Annotated in this window: 20 protein-coding genes and 1 riboswitch; of the genes, 11 read left to right on the forward strand and 9 right to left on the reverse strand. The window is 31.3% G+C overall.

Annotation, left to right across the window (positions count from 1 at the left end; translation table 11 throughout):
- Positions 1 to 67 precede the first annotated feature (67 nt).
- Entirely contained in the window at positions 68 to 1,237 is a 1,170-nt protein-coding gene (locus CLAU_RS12310) for a M20 metallopeptidase family protein (RefSeq protein WP_023162657.1), read from the forward strand.
- A gap of 97 nt (positions 1,238 to 1,334) precedes the next feature.
- On the opposite strand, the gene CLAU_RS12315 is transcribed toward CLAU_RS12310, so the two are convergent.
- Positions 1,335 to 3,278: a sigma 54-interacting transcriptional regulator gene (locus CLAU_RS12315; protein ID WP_023162658.1), complete on the reverse strand. Its 1,944-nt coding sequence runs from the start codon at positions 3,276 to 3,278 to the stop codon at positions 1,335 to 1,337.
- Between the two features lie 410 nt (positions 3,279 to 3,688).
- Here CLAU_RS12315 and CLAU_RS12320 point away from each other — a divergent pair, with 410 nt between their 5' ends.
- Both CLAU_RS12320 and CLAU_RS12325 read left to right on the forward strand, forming a co-directional pair.
- The gene (locus CLAU_RS12320) at positions 3,689 to 4,585 is read left to right on the forward strand and encodes an isocitrate lyase/PEP mutase family protein (RefSeq protein ID WP_023162659.1); all 897 of its coding nucleotides are present in this window, start codon (positions 3,689 to 3,691) and stop codon (positions 4,583 to 4,585) included.
- 198 nt (positions 4,586 to 4,783) lie between these two features.
- Complete coding sequence (locus tag CLAU_RS12325; protein WP_023162660.1) at positions 4,784 to 6,067, forward strand: MFS transporter; 1,284 nt, start codon at positions 4,784 to 4,786, stop codon at positions 6,065 to 6,067.
- Between the two features lie 460 nt (positions 6,068 to 6,527).
- Here CLAU_RS12325 and CLAU_RS12330 read toward each other — a convergent pair whose 3' ends face one another.
- Both CLAU_RS12330 and CLAU_RS12335 read right to left on the reverse strand, forming a co-directional pair.
- Entirely contained in the window at positions 6,528 to 7,742 is a 1,215-nt protein-coding gene (locus CLAU_RS12330) for a sensor histidine kinase (protein WP_023162661.1), read from the reverse strand.
- A 3-nt stretch (positions 7,743 to 7,745) separates the two neighbouring features.
- Positions 7,746 to 8,423, reverse strand: coding sequence for a response regulator transcription factor (locus CLAU_RS12335; protein WP_023162662.1), 678 nt, complete (start codon positions 8,421 to 8,423; stop codon positions 7,746 to 7,748).
- Between the two features lie 268 nt (positions 8,424 to 8,691).
- On the opposite strand from CLAU_RS12335, the gene CLAU_RS12340 reads away from it, so the two are divergent.
- The 5 genes from CLAU_RS12340 to hemL all read left to right on the forward strand — a co-directional run bounded on the left by CLAU_RS12340 (position 8,692) and on the right by hemL (position 15,859).
- Positions 8,692 to 9,642, forward strand: a complete 951-nt coding sequence (locus tag CLAU_RS12340; protein ID WP_013237127.1) for a glycosyltransferase family 2 protein — start codon at positions 8,692 to 8,694, stop codon at positions 9,640 to 9,642.
- Positions 9,643 to 9,804: 162 nt separating this feature from the next.
- Complete coding sequence (locus tag CLAU_RS12345) at positions 9,805 to 10,224, forward strand: GtrA family protein (RefSeq protein WP_023162663.1); 420 nt, start codon at positions 9,805 to 9,807, stop codon at positions 10,222 to 10,224.
- Positions 10,225 to 10,236: 12 nt separating this feature from the next.
- A complete protein-coding gene (locus CLAU_RS12350) occupies positions 10,237 to 12,444 on the forward strand; it encodes a glycosyltransferase family 39 protein (RefSeq protein WP_023162664.1) in 2,208 nt (735 codons plus the stop codon).
- Between the two features lie 583 nt (positions 12,445 to 13,027).
- A riboswitch (cobalamin riboswitch) is annotated at positions 13,028 to 13,196 on the forward strand.
- Between the two features lie 158 nt (positions 13,197 to 13,354).
- Positions 13,355 to 14,551: a glutamyl-tRNA reductase gene (gene hemA / locus CLAU_RS12355; RefSeq protein ID WP_023162665.1), complete on the forward strand. Its 1,197-nt coding sequence runs from the start codon at positions 13,355 to 13,357 to the stop codon at positions 14,549 to 14,551.
- A 33-nt stretch (positions 14,552 to 14,584) separates the two neighbouring features.
- Complete coding sequence (gene hemL, locus CLAU_RS12360) at positions 14,585 to 15,859, forward strand: glutamate-1-semialdehyde 2,1-aminomutase (RefSeq protein WP_023162666.1); 1,275 nt, start codon at positions 14,585 to 14,587, stop codon at positions 15,857 to 15,859.
- A 297-nt stretch (positions 15,860 to 16,156) separates the two neighbouring features.
- Here hemL and CLAU_RS12365 read toward each other — a convergent pair whose 3' ends face one another.
- The 3 genes from CLAU_RS12365 to CLAU_RS12375 form a co-directional block, all read right to left on the reverse strand.
- Entirely contained in the window at positions 16,157 to 16,960 is an 804-nt protein-coding gene (locus tag CLAU_RS12365; protein WP_023162667.1) for a lipid II flippase Amj family protein, read from the reverse strand.
- 497 nt (positions 16,961 to 17,457) lie between these two features.
- Complete coding sequence (galU, locus tag CLAU_RS12370) at positions 17,458 to 18,327, reverse strand: UTP--glucose-1-phosphate uridylyltransferase GalU (protein WP_023162668.1); 870 nt, start codon at positions 18,325 to 18,327, stop codon at positions 17,458 to 17,460.
- 35 nt (positions 18,328 to 18,362) lie between these two features.
- Complete coding sequence (locus CLAU_RS12375) at positions 18,363 to 20,018, reverse strand: glycosyltransferase 87 family protein (protein ID WP_023162669.1); 1,656 nt, start codon at positions 20,016 to 20,018, stop codon at positions 18,363 to 18,365.
- 129 nt (positions 20,019 to 20,147) lie between these two features.
- On the opposite strand from CLAU_RS12375, the gene CLAU_RS12380 reads away from it, so the two are divergent.
- The 3 genes from CLAU_RS12380 (at position 20,148) to CLAU_RS12390 (ending at position 23,809) form a co-directional block, all read left to right on the forward strand.
- Positions 20,148 to 20,987: a DNRLRE domain-containing protein gene (locus CLAU_RS12380; protein ID WP_023162670.1), complete on the forward strand. Its 840-nt coding sequence runs from the start codon at positions 20,148 to 20,150 to the stop codon at positions 20,985 to 20,987.
- Positions 20,988 to 21,137: 150 nt separating this feature from the next.
- Complete coding sequence (locus CLAU_RS12385; protein ID WP_023162671.1) at positions 21,138 to 21,941, forward strand: DUF6385 domain-containing protein; 804 nt, start codon at positions 21,138 to 21,140, stop codon at positions 21,939 to 21,941.
- Positions 21,942 to 22,006: 65 nt separating this feature from the next.
- The gene (locus CLAU_RS12390; RefSeq protein ID WP_023162672.1) at positions 22,007 to 23,809 is read left to right on the forward strand and encodes a tetratricopeptide repeat-containing glycosyltransferase family 2 protein; all 1,803 of its coding nucleotides are present in this window, start codon (positions 22,007 to 22,009) and stop codon (positions 23,807 to 23,809) included.
- A gap of 30 nt (positions 23,810 to 23,839) precedes the next feature.
- Here CLAU_RS12390 and CLAU_RS12395 read toward each other — a convergent pair whose 3' ends face one another.
- From CLAU_RS12395 to CLAU_RS12405, 3 genes are all read right to left on the reverse strand, one after another.
- Positions 23,840 to 24,742: a sensor histidine kinase gene (locus CLAU_RS12395; RefSeq protein ID WP_023162673.1), complete on the reverse strand. Its 903-nt coding sequence runs from the start codon at positions 24,740 to 24,742 to the stop codon at positions 23,840 to 23,842.
- Positions 24,743 to 24,815: 73 nt separating this feature from the next.
- On the reverse strand, positions 24,816 to 25,556 hold the full coding sequence (locus CLAU_RS12400) for an ABC transporter permease (RefSeq protein WP_023162674.1): 741 nt from the start codon (positions 25,554 to 25,556) through the stop codon (positions 24,816 to 24,818).
- Entirely contained in the window at positions 25,549 to 26,472 is a 924-nt protein-coding gene (locus tag CLAU_RS12405; protein WP_013237140.1) for an ATP-binding cassette domain-containing protein, read from the reverse strand. Before CLAU_RS12405 ends, CLAU_RS12400 begins: the two co-directional genes overlap by 8 nt.
- Positions 26,473 to 26,507: the final 35 nt, after the last annotated feature.

Here is a 26,507-nt window from a genome sequence, read left to right on the forward strand (position 1 = left end):
TGCGTGGGAGTGTTACAGTAGGCAGCCATCAGATAAGTAAAAATACAATAATGAAAGGTTTGAAATTATGAGTGATATAAAGGAACTTACAGAAAAATATTACCCAGAAATAGTTGAGCTAAGAAGATATTTTCATAAATATCCAGAGTTAAGTAAAAAAGAATTTGCTACTCAAAAGAAAATCATTGAAGTACTGGAGGGCTTAGACTTAGAAATTAGAAAAGCTGCTGGTACAGGAGTTATTGCTGAATTAAAAGGTGAAAAACCAGGTAAAATTATAGCAATTCGAGCAGATATGGATGCACTTGCTATAGAAGATGAATGTGGAAAGCCTTATCAATCTCAAAATAAGGGTGCATGTCATGCTTGCGGTCATGATGGACATATTGCTATGCTTTTGGGAGTCATAAAAGTGCTTAGTAATCTTCGTCATAAGATACAGGGAACTGTAAGATTTATATTTCAACCTAGTGAAGAAGAAGTAGCTGATGGGTCAGGAGCAGCGGCAATTATAGCTGATGATGGACTAAAAGATGTAGATGCAATTATAGGAGCACATCTATGGCAGCCTGTTAAATTTGGAACAGTAGGAATATCTGCTGGTCCTATGATGGCAGCAAGTGATGAATTTACAATAGTTATTGAAGGAAAAGCAGGGCATGCCTCTATGCCACATCAGACTATAGATTCTATATTAACGGCATCCCAAATAGTGGTGGCATTGAATACAATTGTTGGAAGAGATGTAGACCCAATGAAGCAAGCTGTTGTATCCGTTGGAGTATTTAACTCAGGGCGTGTTTACAATTCCATAGCAGGAAGAGCTGAACTAAAGGGAACAATAAGGTCTCTTGATGAAAATGTGCGAGAAAAAGTATTTGGCCATATAAAAAAGATAGTAGAAGATGTGTGTGATATGGCAGGTGCGAAATGTGAAATCGAGAGAGATAGGTGCACTTATGTGCTGTCAAATGACCCTAAGGTTACTAGTATTGTTTTAGAAGCTGGTAAAGAGATGGTTGGACATAAAGCTCATGCTATAGAGCCTTTTATGAGTAGTGAGGATTTTTCGTACTATTTGCAAAAGATTCCAGGGTGCTTCATCTTTGTAGGTGTAGGTAATCCTGAAAAAGGTATCATATACCCTCAGCACCATCCTAAGTATGACATAGATGAGAGAGCCATGGCATACGGAATAGAAGTCATGAGCAATGCTGCATTGAAATTACTAAATTAGGTGCCAGGCACCATGATGGAACATAAATGTCCCACTATGGTGCCTGCTTTTTAATTTCTTAGTATTACTAATTTATATTTTTAGATTTATATTGATATCAATTTTTTCGTTTTATATTTATCTTATATTCCTTCATTTTTCTCCACAAGGTTGTTCTACTGCATCCTAAAGTTTCTGCAGTTTTTCCTATCTCTAAGTTATTCGTCATTAAGGTTTTTATAATATTATTTTTTTCAAATGTAGTCAAATCAAAATCATTTTGATCATGCTTATCTAGTTTGTCTATTTTGGTGTGTTGTCTAATTAATTCATTAATTAGATCATCGATTTTATTTTTCCTGTTTTCCTCATTAGATACAACAAATAATCTTTCAACAAAACTTTTTAATTCTCTAACATTTCCATGCCAATCATAATTGTTTAATTTGCTGAAAATTGAGCTGAAATCTATTTTAATATTTGATTTATTTTCATAGTTCAATTCATTTAAAATATTATTACCTATCTCAATAATATCATCTTTTCTGTTACGTAATGGAGGAATTGTAAGATTAAGTACATTAAGTCTGTAATATAAATCTTCACGAAATCGATGTTCTTTTATTTCATTAAATAAGTTTTTATTTGTTGCTGCAATAAATCTGATATTAATTGGTATTATGCTTTCTCCTCCAATTCTGCGAATTTCATTTTCTTGTAAAGCTCTTAAAAGTTTTACCTGAATTTCCATAGGCATTTCTCCTACTTCATCAAGGAATAAAGTGCCTCCATTAGCTAGCTCAAATACACCCTGCTTTCCGCCTTTTATAGCTCCTGTAAAAGAACCTTCCTCATATCCAAAAAGTTCAGATTCAAGTATGTTTTTTGACAGCGCAGAACAATTAATTGCTACGAATGGTCCCTCTTTCCGAGGGCTTGTATTATGTATGCTTTGAGCAAATAGCTCTTTACCAGTTCCAGTTTCACCAGTAATTAGTATTGTAAATTTTGAAAGAGAATAATTATATGCTATTTTTTTAATTTTTTTTATCTGCTCTGAACTGCCAATTATATCATCAAAATTGTGCTTAGCTACAAATCCTTTTTTATGTAATTGTACTCTTGCTTTTCGTTCACTTTTTTGTAAGGATTTTATTTCTTGAAATGTTGCTACTACTCCTTTTATATGTTGATCAACAATTATTGGTATTCGGTTAGTTGAAACCATTGTACCATTAATATTCATTATTTCGTCTGTTTCTTTTATGCCTGATTTAGTTACATCATGTAACCTAGTATTATGAATTACTTCTTTTATATCTTTTCCAATGCAATATTTTGAATCTGACTTTACTATTTTTTCAGCTAGACTATTTAAAATCTCAATTTTACCTGTAGTATCAACTGCAATAATAGCATCATGAGTATAGTTAAATATAGTTTTATATCGTTCCATCTTTAACTTTAGTTTTTCCTGTATTATGTGTTCTCTATTTTTCACTTTTAATAGTTGTTCTGCTACTTCTATTGCTTTTTTTACAGATGTTGGAGAACTCTCAACAACGATATGATTTAGACCATATTTTCTCGCAAAGTATTCTGTGGAAGTTCCTCCTATTCCCAAAACAATATTTTTTACCATTGCATTCTTTATACACATTTCACAATCTTTAAAAGTATTAAATGTATAATAATCTGCATCAATGTTTAATAAATAACACATAGTTTTTACGTCATTAGATATTTCTGAATATGAAAAAAAAGCTATTTTACCTTTAATCTTTATGACTTTCTCCATAATTGGAATATAGTCAGATAATGTTGTATCTATGTTAACGGTAGGTATATCCAGGTGTTGTTTTAATATTTCTGTTGTACCTTTTCTGCTGATTATTATTCTAGCTCCCTTAGATATCAATTCTTTAGAAAACACCAGTGCCTCGTCTAACTTTTTGATAAATACATCAATTTTTTTATTATTACTATTTATAATTTTATTAGCTAATTTAACTAATTCTTTGGATGGAGATATTAAACATATAGGTGTTACTTGATCTTGCATCTTAACAAATTCCTTCCTAATAGTTTTTATTATTAAAGTAATCTTTAGTAGCACATATTTATGGATAAATAAAAAAACAATTTTATTAAATTCTTCTATTAACATTTATTATACTGCAATGCATTTAAAAATGGGGCATTTGAAAGTACTGTAATTTATACTGTTTCATAATGTTTTACTTTCATAAAACATTATGAAACAATATGAAACAACTTAAATATATTAGGATAATATTTAATACATTTAAGTATTATCTTAATATTGGCAGAGTACAAAATGTAAGCTTTTTTTAATTTATACTTTAGAAAAGAGAACATTATAAAACTTGGCATAGAATTTGCTCTAATCAATAGTAGTACTAATTAGCCGGCATTAGTTATCAAATAAAAATTATGAAGGGATGGGTACAAATGAAAAATATGCCTAAACAATTACGTGAAAGATTAAAGGAGAAAGAAATACTTGTTGCTCCAGGAGCTTATGATCCTCTAACAGCAAAAATTATTGAAAAAGAAGGCTTTGAAGCAGTTTATATGACAGGTTATGGAACATCTGCAAGTATACTTGGAAGGCCAGATGTTGGATTGTTAACTATGAGTGAAATGGTGCGCCGTGCAGCAAATATTGTTGAGAGAATAAATATACCACTTATTGCTGATGCAGATACAGGGTATGGAAATGCTGTTAATGTTATGAGAACTGTCCGTGAATATGAAAAGGCAGGGGTTTCTTGTATCCAATTAGAAGATCAGGTTGCACCAAAGAAATGCGGACATATGCTAGGAAGAGAAATTATTTCACAAAATGAAATGGTTGGAAAAATTAAAGCTGCATGTGACGCAAGACAAAATTCTGATTTAATGATTATGGCAAGAACAGATGCACGTACTAATTTTGGATTAGAAGAAGCTATTAAAAGAGGAAAGGCCTACGAAGAAGCAGGGGCAGATATCTTATTTATAGAATCAGTTGAATCTGAAGATGAAATGAAAACAGTTACAAGTAGCTTTAATGTTCCTGTATTAGCTAATATGCTAGAGCACGGAAGAAGTCCATTACTTTCCGCAAGTCAACTTGAAAAGATAGGATATGATTTAACAATATTTTGTGTATCATCAACCTATGTTATTGCAAAGGCAGTAACTGATTTAATGAGACACTTAAAGGAAACAGGTACAACAAGTGACTATTTTGATAAAATGATAACATTTGAGGAGTTCAATAGATTAATAGGTTTACCAGAAATTCGTGAAATAGAAGAGAAATATTCAACAGGAAGAAGCGCAGTATTTCCTAAAGGTAACTAACTAAACTCTAACAGAAGAAGAGTTAAATCTTATCAATGATTTGTTTATTTTAAAGGAAATTGATGTATTATTATCTGATGTTGAAACCATCAGATAATAATACATCAATAAAAATAAGTACTGACTATTTTTTACTGCAGTTTTTATTTCCTACTAATGTAAATTTTTTATTAATATCATATTAAGGAGGTTCTTGAAATGCAGGCGAATACATGTAAACGAATTCAAGACAATAATGGATATTACAAATATTCTTGGGCTATACTTATTATTATGATTTGTGCCTATTTTGTGGACATGTTTATGAGATATAATATTCCAACGGTTATACCAACACTTATGAAGACATATAAATGGGATGCAGCCACTGTTGGGTGGGTTGATTCTTCCTATCTATGGGCTTATGCACTAATGCAGATGCCTTGGGCATACATAAGTGAGAGATGGCTTGGTGCACGTTGGACAATAACTGTTGGTACTGGGTTAATTGTTTTTTCAAGCATTGTTTTCGCGTTTAATATTTCTAATATCGGTGTGGGCATTGTTGCACGTGCATTAATTGGTGCTGGTGCTGCTGCAATTTGGGTTCCTGCAAATCCAATGCTTGCAAGGTGGTTTGCACCATCTCATCGTGGATTGCAAACAGGAATACTGGGAATAGGTGGAACTTTAGGTACTTTTGTTGGAGGAGCATGTATGCCAGCTTTACTTTCTAGTTTTTGCTTTTTCGGATTGCCAAATATTCAAAGTGGATTTTTACTTTCTGCCATTCCAGGACTTTTAATACTTTTTATTGTCCCCAATATAATTAAGAATAGACCAGAGGAAATTGGTTTGGTCTCACTTGATAATCAGACTAAAACAGAACAAACTAATAATGAACCAAGCATTGGATATATCATGAAACATTCCCCATACCCTTATATAATGGGCATAGTTTATGCTGGATTTCTCGGAACACAGTATTTTGTTTTTACATGGTTTGCAACATATTTAGGAAAAGTTTATATGGTTAATGTTAAATCAGCAGCACTTTTATGGGCTCTTTCTGCAACACTACCATCTGTTATTAGTCAGCCATTAAGCGGAATGATATCTGATAAAATTGGACATAAGAAAGCAACATCAGCAGCATTATTTCTTGCAGCTACATTTTCATTAGTATTTGTTTTTATTGCTTTAATGGGAAATAGATTGCCACTAGCTGTTACGATGACTGTTATGGTCCTATTCGCATTATTCGTTAACATGTGGGTTTTAGCTTGGCCATTTACTACTATGATGTTTCCTACAAAAGCCGGAGCTGTAGTAGGAGGATTTATGAATACTGTAGCTCAATTGGTTGGTGCTGCAGCACCAGTAATTTCCGGTTACATTATAAGGGGAACTAATTCTTATGTTGGAGTATTTGCATTAGGTGCAGTTTGCGCTTTAAGTGGTTTTATAGCATCATTATTTCTTAAAGAACATCGAGTGGTGTAATGTGAAATAGTGTTTTCAATATCCCTATGATAATTCTTTAATATACAATTAACACAAAGATGCTTTAATGTTGTCACTCTTATAAAAGGTATTAACAAAAAAAGAAATTATGATTAAAAATTAGAACAAAAGAATAGAGGTAAAGTTCATTTATACCAATTCATATACTGACAAATTTAACTTAGAAAACCTATCCAGATTCTATAACTTAAAAATCAACTTATACGCAGGTATATTTTTACAATGATGAAGCTCTTTTAAATATTTTGCATATAAGTCTTAGAAAAAATTTTTTAAAAAATCTAGAACTTTTGAATTGTTTGAGGTACGAGTTTTCGAAAGTCCTCAGTATTTTTTTAAAATTTTTTCTTAGTCTTATCAAAATATTTAATGAGCTGAATGTTGTAAAAAATATTCGGAGTATAAGTTGATTTTTCGTTTATAAATTCTATATGGATCTTTAACTTACTGGAAATACAACTTTAAAAGTAGATCCTTTACCTACAGTACTTGATACATCTATAGTTCCATTATGTTCTTCCACTATGCACTTTGCGATGGAAAGTCCAAGCCCAAAATTACCCTGTCTATTTGACCTAGCTTTATCAACTTTATAAAATCTCTCAAAGATTCTATTTAGATGCTCTGGAGCTATGCCTTCCCCTGTGTCAGACACTGTTATTTCAACTTTATTTTTTACTTTTCCTAAAGTTACTTTAATAGAGCCACCTTCAGGGGTATGTTTTATTGCATTGTCAACTAAGATAGTTATAAGTTGGTTGATCCTTCCCTCATTCCCTAAAAAAATTATATTGGGGTGAATATCTGACAAAATGGCTATTTTATGTTTTGCGGCAACTGGTTCAAGAGGAGCTACAGATTTAGTTACAGCACTGCTTATGTCAAAGGAAGAACTATCAAATCCGTTTTTATGAGAATCTGATCTAGCAAGAAATAAAAGGTCTTCTATGAGTTTAGTCATTCGTGTAGTTTCAATCTTAATATTTTTAAGCCATTTATCCTGGCTTTCTACGGTTTCATCTTTATTGTCTAGTACTATATCTAAATTAGTGGTTATAACTGCAAGGGGAGTTCGAAGTTCATGGGATGCATCTGCAGTAAAAGCTTTTTGTTTTTTCCAGGCATTTATAATAGGTTTTAGAGATATGTTGGCAAGGAATAAGCTTATTATAAATACAAAAACGAGACTTATTATGTAAATTGTTACAGATATAGTAATCAATCGACGCAGTACTTCATCGTCGAAGGCTTTATCTTGAAAAACCACAATAAGTCCATAGCTTTTAGGAACTTTAATATATCTCAAAATATAATTTCCATATGTTGAAGTGCCGTTTAGTTTGTCTTTCTTTAATATTTTTTCTAATAGTTCTTTATAGTCTTTTTCAGACAATGGGGAATTAGGGGATATTTCCTCAATTTGATTTTTAAAATTTATTTTTATAAAAAAGCTTTCAGAAGCAGTCATGTTTTTGTCATGAGGCCCGGAAGGTGGAATATTTTCCATTTCAGCTGTTTTACTCATACGCATATAGGCAGAATGTTCAAAACTTGTGTTCATAAGTATATATATGCCTGAAAATATGGTTATTAATACCAAGCTTGTAAGTATTAAATTGATTAGAATAAGTTGTATTTTTAGTTTACGAAACATAATTTAAACCTCTTTCAAGCAGTAGCCTATACCTCTTATAGTTTCAATGACTACATTGCATTTTAATTCTCTTAATTTTTTCCTCAGGTATGAAAAGTACACTTCAATGTTGTTATTCATTTCTATGTCGGAATCAAGGCCCCATACTCTATCTAGAATTTGATCTTTAGTTAGTACTTGATTTTTATTGCGGGCTAAAAGCTCTAGAAGCTGGGATTCTTTTGTAGTTAGTTTAGTTTTGTTACCATTGCATTCAATTTCTCCCCTCAGTGGATTGAAAGTTAGAGAGGACAGCTTAATGCTTCCATGTTGGATAAAATCTGTATGCCTTCTGCTGAGAGCTCTTATTCTAGCTAGCAGTTCCTCCTTAGAGAATGGCTTTACAAGATAGTCATCTGCTCCATTGTCAAGTCCTTCTACTCTATTTTCAATTGAGTCCATAGCAGTAAGCATAAGCACTGGGGTTTCAATACCTTTTTTTCTTATAAATTTTAAAATATCAAGTCCGTTTTTTTCTGGAAGCATTCTGTCAAGTATTATCAAATCATATATTTCGGATTCAGCCATTTCCTGTCCAGTAATTCCATCATAAGCTGTATCTACAGCGTAATTATTTTTCTTTAAAATATAAACTAGAGCATCTGAAAGCATAACTTCGTCTTCAACTAAAAGTAATCTCATAATAAAATTCCCTCCTTATCTCTAAATATTATACTATAAAGCTATATGATTTTAACTATGAAATATAATTAACAAACTTTTCTCCATTTATTGTTATAATTTTAAGTTTGTTTTAAGGTTGAAACCTCAAAATAATAATTAAGCTAGATCGATAAAGTTTCTAAGGTATTTGAAAGAAAATAACAAGTCAAAAATGCGACGGATATTTTTTATCATACTGACTGGTTATTTCTTTAAAAATGCCTAACATTAAATTGAGGTGAATAACATGAATGAAAATGTAATGTATTCTATAGTAGTACCACTGTATAATGAGGAGCTAGTAATAGATGAAAGCTATAGAAGACTTAAAAAAGTTATGGACTCTACTTTAGAGAATTATGAAATTATATTTATAAATGACGGAAGTAGCGATAAGACTAGGGAAAAGACGGAAAAGATATGTAGTGAGGATGAAAATATAAGACTTATTAATTTTTCGAGAAATTTTGGTCATCAATGTGCTATAACTGCAGGAATGGAAAACTCCATAGGGCAGGCTGTAGTTGTAATAGATGCAGATCTTCAAGACCCTCCAGAGGTTATTTTAGATATGATTAATAAGTGGAAGGAAGGCTATGATGTCGTCTATGGAAAAAGAGCTAAGAGGGAAGGAGAATCGTTTTTTAAGAGATTTACAGCAAGGTCATTTTATAGATTATTAAAGAGTATGACTAGCATTGATATTCCTGTAGACACCGGAGATTTTAGACTTATAGATAGAAAAGTGTGCAATGCATTGAATTCACTACCGGAAAAAAATAGATATGTGAGGGGACTTGTAAGTTGGGTTGGGTACAAACAAACCTTTGTAGAATTTGTAAGGCATGAAAGATTTGCAGGGGATAGCAAGTATCCGCTTAAAAAAATGATGAAACTGGCTTTTGATGGTATAACATCATTTTCTTATAAGCCGCTTATGCTTGCTGGATATTTAGGAGGACTATCACTTTTTATTGGAATTGTTTCAATCATAGTTGAATTTACAAAATGTATATTACAAAAAACCAGCATAGTAAATTTTGGACTCATAATATCAATTGATTTGATAATGTTTGGGATAATATTAAGTTGCATGGGTATAATAGGCCAGTACATTGGAAGAATTTTCGACGAAAGTAAAGGAAGACCTAATTATGTTATTGAAAATATAGTAAATAAGGCATTTGAAAGAAAATAACAAGTCAAAGATGCGACGGATATTTTTTATCAGACAAGGAGGTAGGTTCCGCAGATAGTGAATTCTATCTAAGGGTTCTGCCGACGCAGTATGATAAAAAATAGGCTAGCATACTGACTGGTTATTTATTTGAAAATGCCTAATAGAAAGGAGTAGATAAGTATGGATCAATTAATTAAAACTATGGATTTTATTTTCAATGGTAAACTAAAACTACTAAGTCGTTTTTCTGCCACTGGTGTTATAAATACAATAATAGATTTTGCTGTATTCACCCTTTGTCAAAGTGTATTTGGACTCCATTATACTATAAGCCAGGTTATAGGCTATAGTTTTGGAGTTGTAAATAGCTTCATATTCAATAAAAAGTGGACTTTTGAATATAAAAGTTCTGGAAAAAAGGTGATTCGAGAGGTATCACAATTTGTAATAGTAAATCTTATTTCACTTATTTCAACACTTGTGTTTATGAAATTTTTAATAAATGATTTTAATCTAAACGTGTATTTATCAAAAATAATTGTAACACTCATAGCTCAGGTAATAAATTTTTTATTATATAAAATATGGGTATTCAATTAAGGAGGAAAACTTATGAAAAAATTAAAATTTACAAAAGAAAGATTTGCACTATGTATAATTCTGGTCATATCTGCAATATTGAATTTTGCAAATTTAACTATAGAAGGATATGCAAATTCATATTATGCTGCAGGTGTAAAGAGTATGCTCATGAATTTTAAAAATTTCTTTTTCGTATCATTTGATCCCGCGGGATTTGTATCCATTGATAAGCCACCTTTAGGTTTTTGGATACAGACTATATCAGCAAAAATATTTGGATTTAGTGGATGGAGTATATTATTTCCCGAGGCTCTTGCCGGAGTAATTTCAGTTGGAATCTTATATTATATAGTAAAGAGATCTTTTGGAGAGATAGCAGGACTTATATCAGCTCTATGTCTTTCAATAACGCCAGTTTTTGTAGCAACCAGCAGGAATAATACTATAGACAATCTATTAATTGTGACATTACTTTTTGCCTGCTTATTTTTATCCAAAGCTGCTGAAAAAGGCAAGCTTAAATATTTAATAATAAGTTTGGTTCTTGTAGGATTAGGGTTTAATATAAAAATGCTTCAGGCATATATGATAGCTCCTGCTCTATATATAACTTATTTGATTTCTTCAGCTGTACCTGTAAAACAGAGGATAAAACATTTGATTATAAGTACACTTATTCTTGGAGTAATATCTTTATCCTGGGCAGTAGCAGTGGACTTGGTTCCATCGCAAAACAGACCTTTTGTAGGGAGTAGTACAAATAACACCGTTACTGAACTTATATTTGGACATAATGGATTGGAAAGGCTCAGCAGTACTAATGGTGGTATGGGTGGAGCACCATCAGGAAAGGTAGGAAATTTTCAATTTAAAGAATTTAGAAGTAATTTTAGCAAAAATCAGGCAAATTCACAAAGTGGAAACAGTAATGCTCCTAGTGCGATGACACCTCCACAAAATTCAGGAAATTCGGCTCAAAGTCCACAAGGAGGTCCGGGAGGTCAGAATACACAAGGCAATTCCAAGAATCAAGGTGGAGGACCTGGTGGCGGTGGGCCTGGCGGATCAAATGGACTTTCAGGAAGCTTTGGAGGACAGACAACGCCAGGTGTTACTAGATTATTTTCTAAAAATGTTTTGTCAGACCAGATAGTTTGGTTTTTACCTCTAGCTATATTTGGACTTGCTGCAGCTGTAATAGTAGAAAAACTTAAATTTCCATTTGATAATAAGAAAAAATTAGGGTTAACATTATGGACATTATGGTTGGTACCTGAATTCATATATTTCAGCTACACAAAAGGATTGTTCCATCCATATTATTTAAGTATGCTCGCTCCTCCAATTGCAGCTTTATGTGGAATAGGACTTACTTCCATGTGGAAGCTATATAAGGAAGGCGGCATAAAATCATGGATAATGCCTGCAGCATTTATTGCAGAAGGATTGGTACATCTTTTGATGTTATCCTATTTTACTACTACTATATCCACTACTATAAAATCTATAATTATAGCAGCTATCATATTGTGTTTTGCATCTTCTGCACTGCTTATAATATATAGAATAGTCAAGAGAGAAAATTTGGATCAGGATAATAATGGAAGACTTGCTAAGATATTTACAACACTTGCCCTTGTAGGAATTTTGGTAACACCTGCTATCGGTTCTGCTGCTGCTATAACTCACAGCTTAAGTTCTTTGCCTGCTGCAGGATTGGAGCTCCTGTCAAATAGTAAATCAGGAAATTCCATGATGATGGGTGGACAAAACAGCAGTAAGAATTCAAAACTTATAAAATTCCTTGAAAATCATACTTCAAATGAAAAATATGCACTTGTAGTTTCAAGTTCTGCTTCTGCTGAAGATATAATAATTGAAAGCGGCAAAAGCGTAATGGCCCTTGGAGGTTTCTCAGGATCTGACAAGATACTTTCCTTAAGCGAATTTAAACAAATGGTTAAAAAAGGTGAGGTAAGATATGTACTTACAGGAGGTATGGGAGGAAGAGATTCTCAGGATATAATGAATTGGATTCAGAAAAATGGCAAAGCTGTTTCAACTACTGAATGGAAAGACACTACTAGTTCTCAAGCTCAAAAAAGTTCAAATTCTAATAACAATACTACTAATAATAAAAAAGACAATAGCTCAAAAGAAAATAGTAGTTTCCAGCATCAGGGAATGGGTGGCATGGATAATGAAACGCTGTATGATTTAAAAGGCACTGTAAAATAGAGGTAGAGTTTCTAAACAAAAAAATCAACGTATACTCCAGATATTTTTTACAACCTTCAGCTAATTAAATATTTTGATAAGTCTAAGTAAAAAGTTCTAAAAAAGCTAAGAACTTTTGAAAACTCGTACCTCAGACAATTCAAAAGTTCTAAGTTTTTACGAATTTTTTTCTAAGACTTATATGCAAAATATTTAAAAGAGCTTCATTATTGTAAAAATATGCTTGCGTATAAGTTGATTTTTAAGTTATAAATCCACATTGAGGTGTTCTAGCTTGAAATTTGAACTTATACCTGAAAATAATGCTGACAAAATTGAAATCACACTTAAAAACTTTTTTTATAAGTCTTAGTGAGGTATTTTAGAAAATCTTAGAAGCTTATATATGTCTGAGGTACGAGTTTATATAAGCTTCTAAGATTTTCAAAATACCGAACTTTAGACCTATAAAAAGTTTTTAGTATGATGAGATTTGTCAGCATATTAACTGGTATATGTCAACTTTCAATCTAGAAACTCTATAGTTGATTCTTTTTATGATAATGTTATAATTAAAGTGAAAATTAATGTTGTAAAATAGAATTTAATAAATAATAGTATAGGTTTAATCAAAAGGGAATCAGGTGGGAATCCTGAACTATCTTGTAGCTGTATTAGGTGAATTTAAGTAGGACAAGCCACTTGTAAATAGGGAAGGCATACTTAGATGATGAAGCTTAAGTCAGAAGACCTGCCTATATAATAGGCCATTAACTCTACAAGTGATAGGGGGCATTGTAATAAATAAAGCATTTATTACTTATGTTTTATGTGTAAAGACCTTTTAACACTTAGTTAAAGGGTTTTTTAGGTATATAGTGAAGTTATATTTTAATTATAATAATATAGTTGTAATATTGGAGTTGATAAAATGATACAACTTATAGGGGTAAAAAGTGAATGTGATATTGAAATAAGGCAGAAGTTCTCTATTGTATCGTCAAAATTAGAAAACAAATTAAAAAATGTTTATAAAATTACAGCAAACGTTTTAATTTTGAGTACTTGTAACAGAACAGAAATATATGTGGATTCTAATACACAAGGGGAAGAACTAATAAATGCTGTATTTGATGCTTTAGGTTGGAGCAGGGAACTTATTACATATACCTTTTATGCAAAAAGTGAAGATGCTATTAAGCATTTAATGGAAGTAAGTTGTGGTTTCCATTCTAAAATTTTGGGAGAAGATCAAATTTTAGGACAAATTAAGACTGCATATAATATGGCATTAAAAGTTAAGACTATAAAAGGACAGCTTCAGAGGCTGTTTCAGAATGCAATAACTTGTGGTAAGAAGTTTAAGAATGACTGTGAAATGTATAAAATACCTGTATCTGTACCATCAATAGCTGTTAAAGAAGCAGAAAAAAGCAAAATAAAAAGGTATATGGTAATTGGGTTTGGAGAAATAGGAAAGCTTGTCCTCAAATATTTAGCTGGATTGAATACCGAAATAGTATATATCGTAGTGCGTGATTTGAACAAAGTTAAAGATTTATATGAAAATTGTAACTGGATTAAGTTCATAACTTTTAAAGAAAGAAAAGCTTATTATAGCAATGTGGATTGTATTATAAGTTGTACTTCTGCACCTCATGCTATAATTTATAAAGAAGAACTTCCTAAAAAGAAATTTCTCATATTTGATCTTGCAGTACCTAAAGATATAGATGCAGGTGTATTAAGTCTTCCAGATGTAAAAGTATATGACATAGATAATATAAGCAGTATTGATGAAAATAATAAGATTATGAGAAAAGAAAAAATGGAAAAGTACAGGTATATTATCCAAGAATATATAGATGAATTTATAAAATGGCAGTCTTTAGATGAGCTTTCACCGGAAATACAGAAGATGAAAAGTTTCGGAAGTGAAATATGTGAAAAGAGGATAGAGACATTTAAAAACAAGAGGTATACCAAGGATAATGAAGTGCTCGTACAAACTATGATACAGAGCACAGCCAAAGTATATATAAATAGGGCTATAGATGCATTAAAAGAAGCAAAACTTCAAGGAAAAGAAGATGAATATTTAAAGCTTATAAATAAAATATTCTGTTAATGATGAAGAAATGGAATGGAGATGTAAAAGTTAATGAGAAATGATGATATATTTAATGAATCCAAATTATACATGCCAGGAGGAGTAAATAGTCCTGTTAGAGCATTTAAAGATGTGCCTTTAAATCCACCTGTTATAAAGAAGGGAAAAGGAGCTTATATTTATGATGAGGATGGTAATAAATACATAGATTTTGTATGCTCCTGGGGACCTATGATTTTAGGACACTGTGATGATGATGTGGTAAAGGCTATAAAGGATACAAGCGAAAATGCTATATCTTTTGGTGCTACTACAGAGCTTGAATTGGAGCTTGCAAAATATGTATGTACCACTTTAGATAATGTAGAAATGCTTAGAATGGTAAATTCAGGGACGGAAGCAACTATGAGTGCAGTAAAGCTTGCTAGAGGATATACTGGAAGAAATAAAATAATAAAATTTGCGGGCTGCTATCATGGACATTTTGATGACTTTTTAGTAGAGGCAGGTTCTGGAGTTATGACAGAAGGTATTCCGGGAAGCGCTGGAGTCCCTGAAGACAGTGTAAAAAATACTTTAATAGCTAAATATAATGATCTTTCTAATGTTGAGAAGATTTTTGAGAAGCATGGTAAAGACATTGCAGCAATTATAGTAGAACCAGTAGCAGGAAATATGGGCGTAATTCCTGGAGATGCGAATTTCTTAAAAGGTCTTCGCAGTATTTGTGATAAAAATGGAAGCTTGCTTATTTTTGATGAAGTAATGAGTGGATTTAGAGTAGCTTATAAAGGAGCCCAGAGCATTTATGGAATAAAACCGGATATAACTACTTTTGCAAAAATTATAGGTGGAGGTCTTCCTTGCGGTGCTTATGGTGGAAGAAAAGAAATAATGGAAAAACTTTCACCAATGGGACCTGTCTATCAGGCAGGAACAATGTCCGGAAATCCTCTTGTAATGGCTGCAGGAATTGCAACTTTAAAGAAGCTGCATGACAATCCTGATTACTATACACATCTTGAAAAATTAGGTGCAAAATTGGAGCAGGGTATAAAGGACATAGCAAAAAAGAAAGGCATAAATGTTGTAGTAAATAGGTGCGGGGCAATGTTTGCTATATTCTTTACTAAAGATTCAGAAGTTAGAAATTATGAAGATGCTAAAAAATGTGATACTGCTCTTTTTGCAAAGTATTTTCAGCATATGATAAGCAAAGGCATATATATTGCACCTTCTCAATTCGAAGCTATATTTTTAAATGTAAAGCATACTGAAGAAGATATTGATAAATTCTTAGAGGCATTCAGCACATTTGAAGCCTAAAGTGTAGATTACTAAACAAAAAATAAACTTATGCTCCGAATATTTTTACAAACACAAACACGTTAAATATTTTGATAAGTCTAACCAAAAAATTTTGAAAACCTAAGACCTTTTGAAAACTCGTACCTCAGACAATTCAAAAGGTCTAAGTTTTTCTAAAATTTTTTACTAAGACTTATATGCAAAATATTTAAATGTGTTTGTTTATTGTAAAATATTTCTACGCATAAGTTTATTTTTAAGTAAGAAACTAGACTTTACAGTTTGAAAATTAAAAAAATCTTTTTTCCAAATCAACTAAATTAACCTTGCTATAATTACTATCAGATGTGAAGCAGGCACTAATATTAATTGTGCTAATATACTTCCTATAATCAATCCACCAACAATAAAAATTATGCAGCGGTTAAATTCCAATTCTGTACGTTCTCCTCTTATCACATCATCTGTCAGCATAGATAAATATGGATCAATAAATATAACCATGAATATTGTTGAAATACTGTTAATTACAGATGCTAAAGTGCTGCAAGTAGTTCTTAAATTAGGGCTTAAGCATCCAGCATATAATGATGATAAAATACTTACACTAGATATAGAAAACGCAATAATGTTTAGTAAAATTACCTTTTTAGGAGTTTTTCTAAAGTTCCTTAATTCAGATAAATTTTCTCTTTTAGGAATTGAAATACTATTTTTAAACTGCTCAATTCCTGATTTTGAAAATGCATGAATCATCAATCTAGGTAAAGATCTGTAAACACTAAATGATATAACCAATTTATTAAACACTTTTATAAAAGTTGGCATTAAAATTGCACCAGCTATTGTGGCTAAAGTAATAGAAAAAACTATCCATCTAAAAATATACAGTAAGTTACTAGAATGACCTGTATTTATACCATTTTCAATAGTTTTTGCTAACAAAGGAGCTTGAATAGTATTAGCTGTTCTTTGTATAAGTACAAAAACATTAAATACAGCAAAAGATACTGCAATTCTACCAGTTCTTATTCCCACAATTCTAGTAGAATATGCTAATGTTCCTATAACATAAATAATAAAAGTTAGCATAAAAACTAAATATACCTGTATTGTCATTTTTCTTACCACCTTATGGCTTCATTAGTTTATATTTGTTTCATAAATTTCTATATGCAAATTATATCACATACAAGGAAACATGCTGACAAAATTAAAATCACACTTAAAAACTTTTCGTATAAGTCTTAGTGAGGCATTTTAGAAAATCTTAGAAGCTTATATATGTCTGAGGTACGAGTTTATATAAGCTTCTTTAGATTTTCAAAATACCGAGCTTTAGACTTATCAAGAGATTCTTAGGTTCAGGTGGAGTTTGCTTATAAGGAATACCTTTTCTCCATCTGAACCTTAGAAGAACTTATCCAGGCGCGTAGCAGTGCTTATCCCCCACCTTGAAGAAAAGCAGATATTCCAAATCTTTGATTTGGTGATAGTCGCTTTCGCTGTGTGCGATGGGGGTGTTAGCAATGGTAGCGATCGGATAAAAAGTTTTTAGTGTGATGAGGTTTGTCATCATGTTTTGGTATGACTTGAAATTTCTACTTAGAATTTTCCTACAGAGCAGTTTTAATTGTGGATAAGTATTCTAAAAGCTCACCTTTTAAGACATTATTTTTTAGTGCATAGTGTATATTTGCCTGAAGAAAACCAAATTTATCTCCTGCATCATATCTTTCGCCTTCAAAACAATATCCGTATATTGCTTCAGTTTTTACAAGTTCTTTTAGGGCATCTGTTAGCTGTATTTCTCCGTTTTTATCTGGTTTGGTATTTTCAAGTATTTCAAATATTTTTGGAGTTATAATATATCTCCCTAGAATTGCAATATTTGAAGGGGCTTCCTTAACTGTTGGTTTTTCTACCATATCTTTGACTTTAAAAGTTCCCTTTTCAACTTCAATGCCGCTTATAATACCGTATTTTGATATAGCTTCTTCCTTTACAGGCTGAACACCTAAAATAGAAGTATTGTAGTTATCATAACAATCTATAAGCTGCTTGAGACAGGGTATTTTGCTGTCAACTATGTCATCGCCTAACATAACTGCAAAAGGTTCATCTTCTACAAAACTTTTAGCAAGGCTTATGGCATGACCTAGTCCCTTAGGTTCCTTTTGCCTTGTATAATATATATCTACCATATTTGATATGTTTTGAACCAGTTTTAATAAGGTTGTTTTATTAGTCCTTTTAAGTTGATCTTCAAGTTCTACGGATTTATCAAAATGATCTTCAATGGATTTCTTATTTTTACCTGTTATAATTAATATTTCCTCAATTCCAGAAGATACAGCCTCTTCAACTATATATTGAATTGTTGGCTTGTCTACTATAGGAAGCATTTCTTTAGGTTGAGCTTTTGTAGCAGGAAGAAATCTTGTACCGAGTCCTGCAGCAGGAATTATTGCTTTTTTAATTTTCATGAGTTACACGTCCTTTCTATTATTATTTACTTAACTCAACAATTGTGAAATGTGCATCGTGCATTGTGAACTAATTTCATATTATCTATTAATATTTTCATAAGATATATAAACAAAATTATGTTCAGCAGTGAAATACCATCTGTTATTAAACTGTGAGAATCTGAATTCATTCCTCTTGAACTACCAAATAGAATATAATAAATATTAGTGTAAATTGTTATAGTGTACCCAACTGCTAGAGCCAATAGCCTTTTATCTTTTAGGTATACAAAGCTTATAACTGATAATGCAGCAGCAGGAAACAAATATCTTTCATGCATTCCTGTGGAAAATGTGAAAACACCTGAAATTTGAACAAGTGCTGCAGCAAAGACAAACGCCTTGTTTTTGTTCTTTGCATATAAGTACCAGCAAGATAAAGTAATTGCAGTTATTGCAATCATTCCCCAAATCTGATAGTTAAATATAAAAAACACTTCTGAGTTCTTTTTATAATTTGCTCCAATTAGATTAAAAAAGTTAAATCCATTTACGGAAGCGTAAGGGTACTCTGATATGGTTTTTGAATATAATTTAAATATCCACAGGGCATTTTGGCTGTAGGAAAAAGGTAATATTATAACTAAAGCTGTGATAAGACCCGAAACTATTGACTTTACAAATGTTTTTAAATTCCTTTCTCGTACTAGTTCAAATAGAAGTACCGGCAAAAATATAATTCCCTGAGGTTTCATAAGCACTGCACAGGTAAAAGCTATAGATGACAGGATTGTCTTTCCTTCTGATAGCAAAAACAGTGACAGTACTATAATTAGTGTAAAGAAAGAATCTACTTGTCCCCAAAGTGCAGAGTCTATAAAAGTAACTGGGTTAAAAATGTAAAATGCACTAAGGAGAATGCTAAATTCTAGTGATAAATACTTTTTAGCTATCTTATATATAAAGTAAGCTGTAACCACATCAGCTATAATTGATGGAAGCTTTAAAAGTAATGTGTAATATGGATTAATTAAACTTATACTTGAAATCTTACCAATTAAAAATAGTACATACATATATAAAGGTGGATAGTCGCTAGATCTTGCATTTGTATAAAATTGAGAAAAACTATTTGCTGCAGTTGATGCCCAATCTTTAAATAAATTTATGTCTCCGCCGTATCCTTCCATAACTGTAGATAATGAAATTCTTAAAAATAGTCCTATACACAATAATGAAAAAATCAATATTTTTATATTATCTTTGTTTATTTTTAAATCTCTACGAGTTATAAAGTAGAAAGTTCCAGCACACAAAATTAAAAAGGCTATTAAATATAAGGTTAAAAAAGGTGCATATTTGCTTTTGGTAGATGAAAAGTCTCCTCTCATATCTCCACCGGGTATTTGATGTGTACCATTTCTAGATCTCTTACTGTTTTCTTTGCCAAAATGCATACTATTACCTGGCTGATTTTGAATGTTATTTTTTTGATTATACCTGGTTCCATTTGAAAATTTAGCATTATCTTTTGGAACAGGAATATTTTTATTGCTTTTATTATTGTTAAATTGTTGTATGTTGTTTTTAGATATAATAGTATTTGCTTTGTAATTTTTTATACTGTAAATACAAAAAAATGCGGATAGTAATATTAGAAAAATAAGACCTATCTTAAATAGATTCTTTTTTAGAAATATTGTCATCATTTCACTCTCCTCTCTTAGAAGTTAATTATATTTTCGGTCATGAAACTTAAAAAAGGCTTAAAAAAAGATAAACTTTGTAAGCCTTTTTTTTAAGTTTTATACATATTCTAGTTATGAGGGGGGAATTGTATGCCTTGTGAAAAAACACAAATTGTATGTAAAAAATGTATTACAATAACGAATTCAAATTCTAAAAATGATGTAGAGGATAATGAGTTAAAGGTTGGCTTTACAGGGAAAAATACATATAGAACTTATATGTATTTTAATATAAATGACATATCTGAAAATATAGTTGTAGATTCTGCAGAACTAGAAATATACTTAAATAAAATTAATATACCACATTCTAAAACAAATTTTTATGTATATCCACTTAAAGAGGACTTTGATCTAGATACGTCATTTGAAAATCAGCCTGAGTATTATGAAAAACAGGTAAAGTTTGAGTTAAATAAAAACTCTCACGGAATTATTCATGTAGATATAACTCATATTTTTGATCAGTGGCATGATAATTCTATAAAGAACAAAGGGTTAGTTTTAAAATCTAGAGAAAAACACAGGACACTTGCAAGCTTTTCCTCAAATTTGAGTCCTAATTATGAAGGTGCACCTAAATTAGTGGTTTGTTATTCAAAAATAAACCACGACCAGAAGATTGTAGATGTTGTAGAAAAGCATTGGGAGCTAAAGATTTTTAATACAGCACTTTCACCTACAGTAAATGTAGAACGTATTATAAATGGTACATTTTTTATTGAAAATAATAGCGATGTGGAAATTAAGGCAGTGGTAGAAGTAAGTGTAGATTCAAAACACTGGATTGAAGATACAGAAGTGGTTGTTGGCGCCAATAAGTCACAAGTTTTAATAGCTAAATACTATGGAAAATATTATAGGGTAAAATTTAATTGTTCTGGATTTGCATCTGCAAAACTTAACTTTATATGTCAGGTTTATCAATAGAAAGTTTGAAATATATATCATTTCTCTAGGTTAAAACTGTAGAAAATGTAAAATGTATCACAATTAATAGATGAAAGAATAACATATTAGTAGGCCTGAAAAATAAGGCCCATTCAAATGAATTAAACCGTAAAGAGGAGATGGGAATTCATGCCTAATAATTTGATATTTAATGGCACAGCTAGCGATTTAAAAACCCAAATGTATGCTTATAATGATACTACAAAGCAAGCTGAGGCTTTAACTATATCGGGTGGTAATTTAGCAGTAGCAGGAACAGTAACTGTAGGAAATACGGTAGCTGTAACAGTAGGAACAGTAACAGTAGCAGGAACAGTAAGTGTAGGAAATACAGTAACAGTGGAAGGAACTGTAAGCGTAGGAAATACAGTAGCTGTAACAGTGGGAACAGTAACAGTAGCAGGAAGTGTAACTGTAGGAAATACAGTAACAGTGGAAGGAACTGTAAGTGTAGGAAATACAGTAGCTGTAACAGTAGGAACAGTAACAGTAGCAGGAACAGTAAGTGTAGGAAATACAGTAACAGTGGAAGGAACTGTAAGTGTAGGAAATACAGTAGCTGTAACAGTAGGAACAGTAACAGTAGCAGGTACTGTAAGCTCAGTAACCACTGGAGTTGGATTTACTGCAACCAGCACTGCCATAACCACAGGAACAGGTATAAAATCGGTACTTCAGCAGGATACTTCTCAGCAATCAATGTACTCTTATTATATTAAGAATAATGATACTACAAATGCAATTACAGTAGCGCTGCAAGTTTCCCCAACTGAGACGTCATCCTATTTTGTAAATGATGTTAGTCCGGTAACACTTGAGAAAGGCAGTGCTACAGTTTTAACTACCAAGTATTATATGAATTATACAAGGCTTTATTATGATACGGGAACTAATACCGCTAATCTTGAAGCTTATTTTAATGGAAGAGTTTAGTTATATTGGTGCTGTCTTTTAGGCAGCACCATATTAATAGAAGTCTAAAAAGGAGGTTTGTAGATGTGCCTATAAGTTTGTGCATGATAGTTAAAAATGAAGAAGATGTCCTTGGAAGATGTCTGGCAAGTGTAAAACACTTTGTAGATGAGATTATAATTGTAGATACGGGATCTACTGATTCTACTGTAGAAATTGCTAAAAAATATGGTGCAAAGATTTTTTATTATAAATGGGATAATAGCTTTTCTAATGCGAGAAATTGTGCATTGGAGAAGGCTGAGAAAGATTGGATTCTTATAATGGATGCAGATGACGAATTTGAAAAAGAGGATACAAATAAGCTTCTTAAATTAACTAAAGATAAAAATAGCAAAACTAATGTATATTTTATGCAAACCTTAAGCTATTCAGGAGATAGTATAAGCAGCGGTGATATTACTTTGAATTTGAATGTAAGACTTGTGCGAAATAAAAAAGGGTACAAGTTTCTAGGTGATATACATGAACAGCTTATACCTCCACCAGAGCACATTATTAGTAAGGACGATATAAAAATTGAAAATATAAGATTTTATCATTATGGATATTTAAAAGAAATTGTGGAATCAAAAGACAAAAGGCAGAGAAATATGGATATAATTCAAAAGGAGCTGGATAAGGATCCTCATAATGGATTTATGCTATTTAATATGGGAAATGAGTACTATGCTAAAGAAGATTATAAAAAGGCATTGGAGTGTTATATGAAAAGCTATGAACAGTTTAATCCAACGGAAGGATTTAGTTCTAAACTCATATTGAGGATTGTTTCCTGTAATCAAATACTTGAAAATTTTGCAGAAGAATATAAGTTTGTTGATCGAGGGTTAAAATATTATCCTAATTTTACAGACTTAGAATTTATAAGAGGTAACACTTTCATTACTGAAAAAAAGTATCTTAAGGCCATAAGTTCACTAAAAAAATGTATTAAGATGGGGGAACCTCCTATTCAGATAAATGAATTAGTTGGAGTGGGTTCCTATAGAACCTATTTGGTTTTGTGTAATATATATTTATATCTAGGAGACAATGATTCGTCCCTTTATTATTGTGATAAGATATTAAAGATGAAACCCGGATATGTGAAGGCTATTTACAAATTATGTGAAATAATGGCGGTTAAAAAAGCTTCTATAAATGAAATGAAATCTAGGTTTGACAGCTATGTTGATAAAAGTTTGGATCCAAATATATATTTAGTTTTATCAGATGTATTTTATGGCCAAAATAAGTTTGATATTGCCTATGAATATGCAGATAGAGCTGATAAAATGTGTAAAGATGAAACTGACAGATCTAAAATATATTACTATAAGGGAGTTTGTTTGTTTTATCAGAAAAAATTTAAGGATGCTTATGGTTTTCTAAAAAAGATAAGTTCAGAGGAATTTATAGATAAAGCTTTTTATTATACTATGCTTTGCAATACCTTTGATGACACCATATCCACTAAAGACGTATTGACAGATGAGCCTAAGGATATACCTGACAATAAAAAGTATATGATATATATGAAGTTTAAGGATTTATTGGAAGGAAGAGAGTGTACAGACCTCTCAGAAGATACTGAGGATTCAAAGGATTTCTGTGAGCTTATATTTAATCTGCTTGCCATTTTGTTAAAAATAAATTGTTTTGATGAATTTGAAAAGGGTCTTCAACTTTTAAACTTAATTGAGAATCAGGACGTTTTATTATATCTGGGAAAACTTTATTATAAAAATGGATATCCAAAACTAGCTTATAAGGAGCTTGCACGATCTATAAAAATATATGACAGAATTGATGTAGAAGCTCTCGAAATGATGAAAAAATGCTTGTAAGGGGGTGAATCCCCTTACATCAGATTTAAATTAAGAAATTTTCCACTTTATAATGATACTTAGCTTGTTGTCTTTAAAATTAGCAGTAATGCTGTGTCCCATTTGTTCAACCAAAGCTTTTGTTATGGCAAGACCCAATCCAGTGTTTTTGCCTGTTCTCGTCCGATCTCCTGTAAAAAATCTTTCAAATAGGTGATCTATATCATCTGGATTTAAGTTATTAGCATTATTTGTAAATGTAGTTACAATGTAATTTCCATCCTTTTTTAGAGATACGGAAATAAACTTATCACCGTGTTTTAAAGCATTTTGGATGAGATTTGAAAATACACGTCTTACTGCATTTTCATCTCCTATAATTTCAGGTGCATTTTCATCAATTTCAATTAGAGGTTCAATTTCTTTATTTGTAAAATCGTTGTAAAAAGATGCTATTAGTTCGCAAAGTATATTTGAAAGTGAGATAGACTCTAATTCAAAAGAATATTCATTAGCTTCAAGTCTTGATAGGTCAAAAAAACCTGCTATAAGCATTTTTAAAGATTTTGCACGGTTTAGTATGATGTCCATATATTCATTTTTTTCATCCTTTGATAGATCGTCACTTTTTATAAGTTGAATATATCCTATAATGGAGGTAAGGGGAGTACGCAGATCATGGGAAATATTTGCTATAGCCTGCCTGAGTTCCATGTCCATATGTTTGTATTTTACTTCTGTCTGCTGCTTTTTATCTATATTTTTGTTTATTTCTAGGGCTAAATTTTGAAAACTGCGGTTTTGAAAGGATAATGTCACTTTTTGGTTTGTATCTATGTCGTTTATTTTCTTCAGGCTGCCAGTTATATGTTTGATTTCACTTTTTGTAAGAAAAAGCAGGGTGATACTTATACCTGCTAAAATTCCTAATAAAATTATAATAAACAAGTACATATATATCACCCTTTCAACTTATTTTATCCCATGGCTCCCATACTCTTAAGTAAATTCCACCTGAGTCTAAGAATTACTTTATTTCCATCTTTCTAAATATTATAATACCTATTATAGTAAAAATAATAGTATATGCAAATCCCAGTCCTGCAGAAGGGAGCATTTGCAGCAAAGTTAAGTTTGGATTTTTTATTGGAGTTAGTGCACTTATGTTAGTAGTAATTAAAATGTTGTAAATTCCATAAAATTTATTGGATACAAGTGCACAAAGCAATTTTATAAAACTGCCCATTAAAGCAAATATAGCTGCATAAGTATAGGCATAGGCATATTGATTTTTTAAAATAAAGCTGAGGAATACACCAAAACTAATTGCAGCTATATAAAGTGGTATGGCGCATAAAATCCTTAATGATAAGTTTATTAAAAATGCAGGACTTAAATTACCAGGTTTAAGAAATAAAAAGGTGCTTCCTACAAAAAAAATTAATACTAATAAGCAGGTTATAAAAGATAAAATTATAGGAATAATTACTTTTGAAATATATAGTTTTTCTCTTGATAAGCCTGAAGTCATTACATTTCTTAAGGTTTTATCCTTTAATTCTTCTGTGACATCAATATACATCATAACTAGAAAAACTACTGCAGGAAGGCAGCTCATAGCCATATCCAGGGATTCAAAAACTGTGACTTTAGGACCTCTAAATAGTGCATTTGCGCTCACTGATAGTAAAACTAGGACTAATATTATAACTTTATAAGAAAGTCTATTTAAACCTTTGTAAAGTTCAGCTTTTATATAATTAAGCATTGATGTCACCTCCAATTAAATCCATGAAGTAATTTTCTAGATTTGCAGATGTCTTACTTATGGAATATACTTTAATACCATTTTTTATAAAAGCTTCACTTATCATTTCAGGCTTATCTAGGTATTTAAAAACCTTAATTTCGTTCTCAGGAAGCACTTGATAGGAAGTACAGTTTAAATTCTTTTCAAGTATAAGAGAAGCATGAGCTGCATCGTCTACTTTTACGGATAAATATTCCCTGCATTTTTCCTCTAAATCCTTTGCAGAAATTTGTTCTATGAGGTTACCATTATCTATAAAGCCATAAGTAGTAGCAAGCTGAGAAAGCTCTCCTAAAATGTGGCTCGAAATCAATATAGTTGTATTTTTTTCTCTATTCAATTTTTTTAATATATCTCTGAACATCACTATACCAACAGGATCAAGACCATTTATAGGCTCATCTAAAATTAAGAAATCTGGACTTGCAATTAAAGCTAGAGCCAGGCCAAGACGCTGCTTCATGCCAAGAGAATAATGTTTGAATTTTTTATTACCTGTATCTAAAAGGCCTACTGTATTAAGCACTTTATCTACACAGTCTTTTTCAGGAATTCCTTTTTGAATTCTATAGTATTCAAGATTTTTTTTGCCTGAGAGATAAGGAAAGAAACTGGGTGTTTCTATTATGCATCCTGTTCTCATTCGTTCTTTGTTTAATTCGTCTTTGCTAGTTTTTGAAAATAATTCTATTTCACCGTTATCTTGCAAAGAAAGACCTGTTATTATTCTCATAAGGGTTGTCTTGCCAGCGCCATTTTTGCCTACAAGACCGTATATGTCACCTTTACTTATTTTAATATTTACATTATCAAGTGCCTTGTGATTTTTGTATTTTTTAGTAAGATTTTTTGTATGAAGCACTAAATCATTCATGATATCAACCTCCGTTTTCTTGTTGATTTTATATT

Origin of the sequence: Clostridium autoethanogenum DSM 10061 (assembly GCF_001484725.1) — a bacterium.
Lineage (GTDB): Bacteria > Bacillota > Clostridia > Clostridiales > Clostridiaceae > Clostridium_B > Clostridium_B ljungdahlii.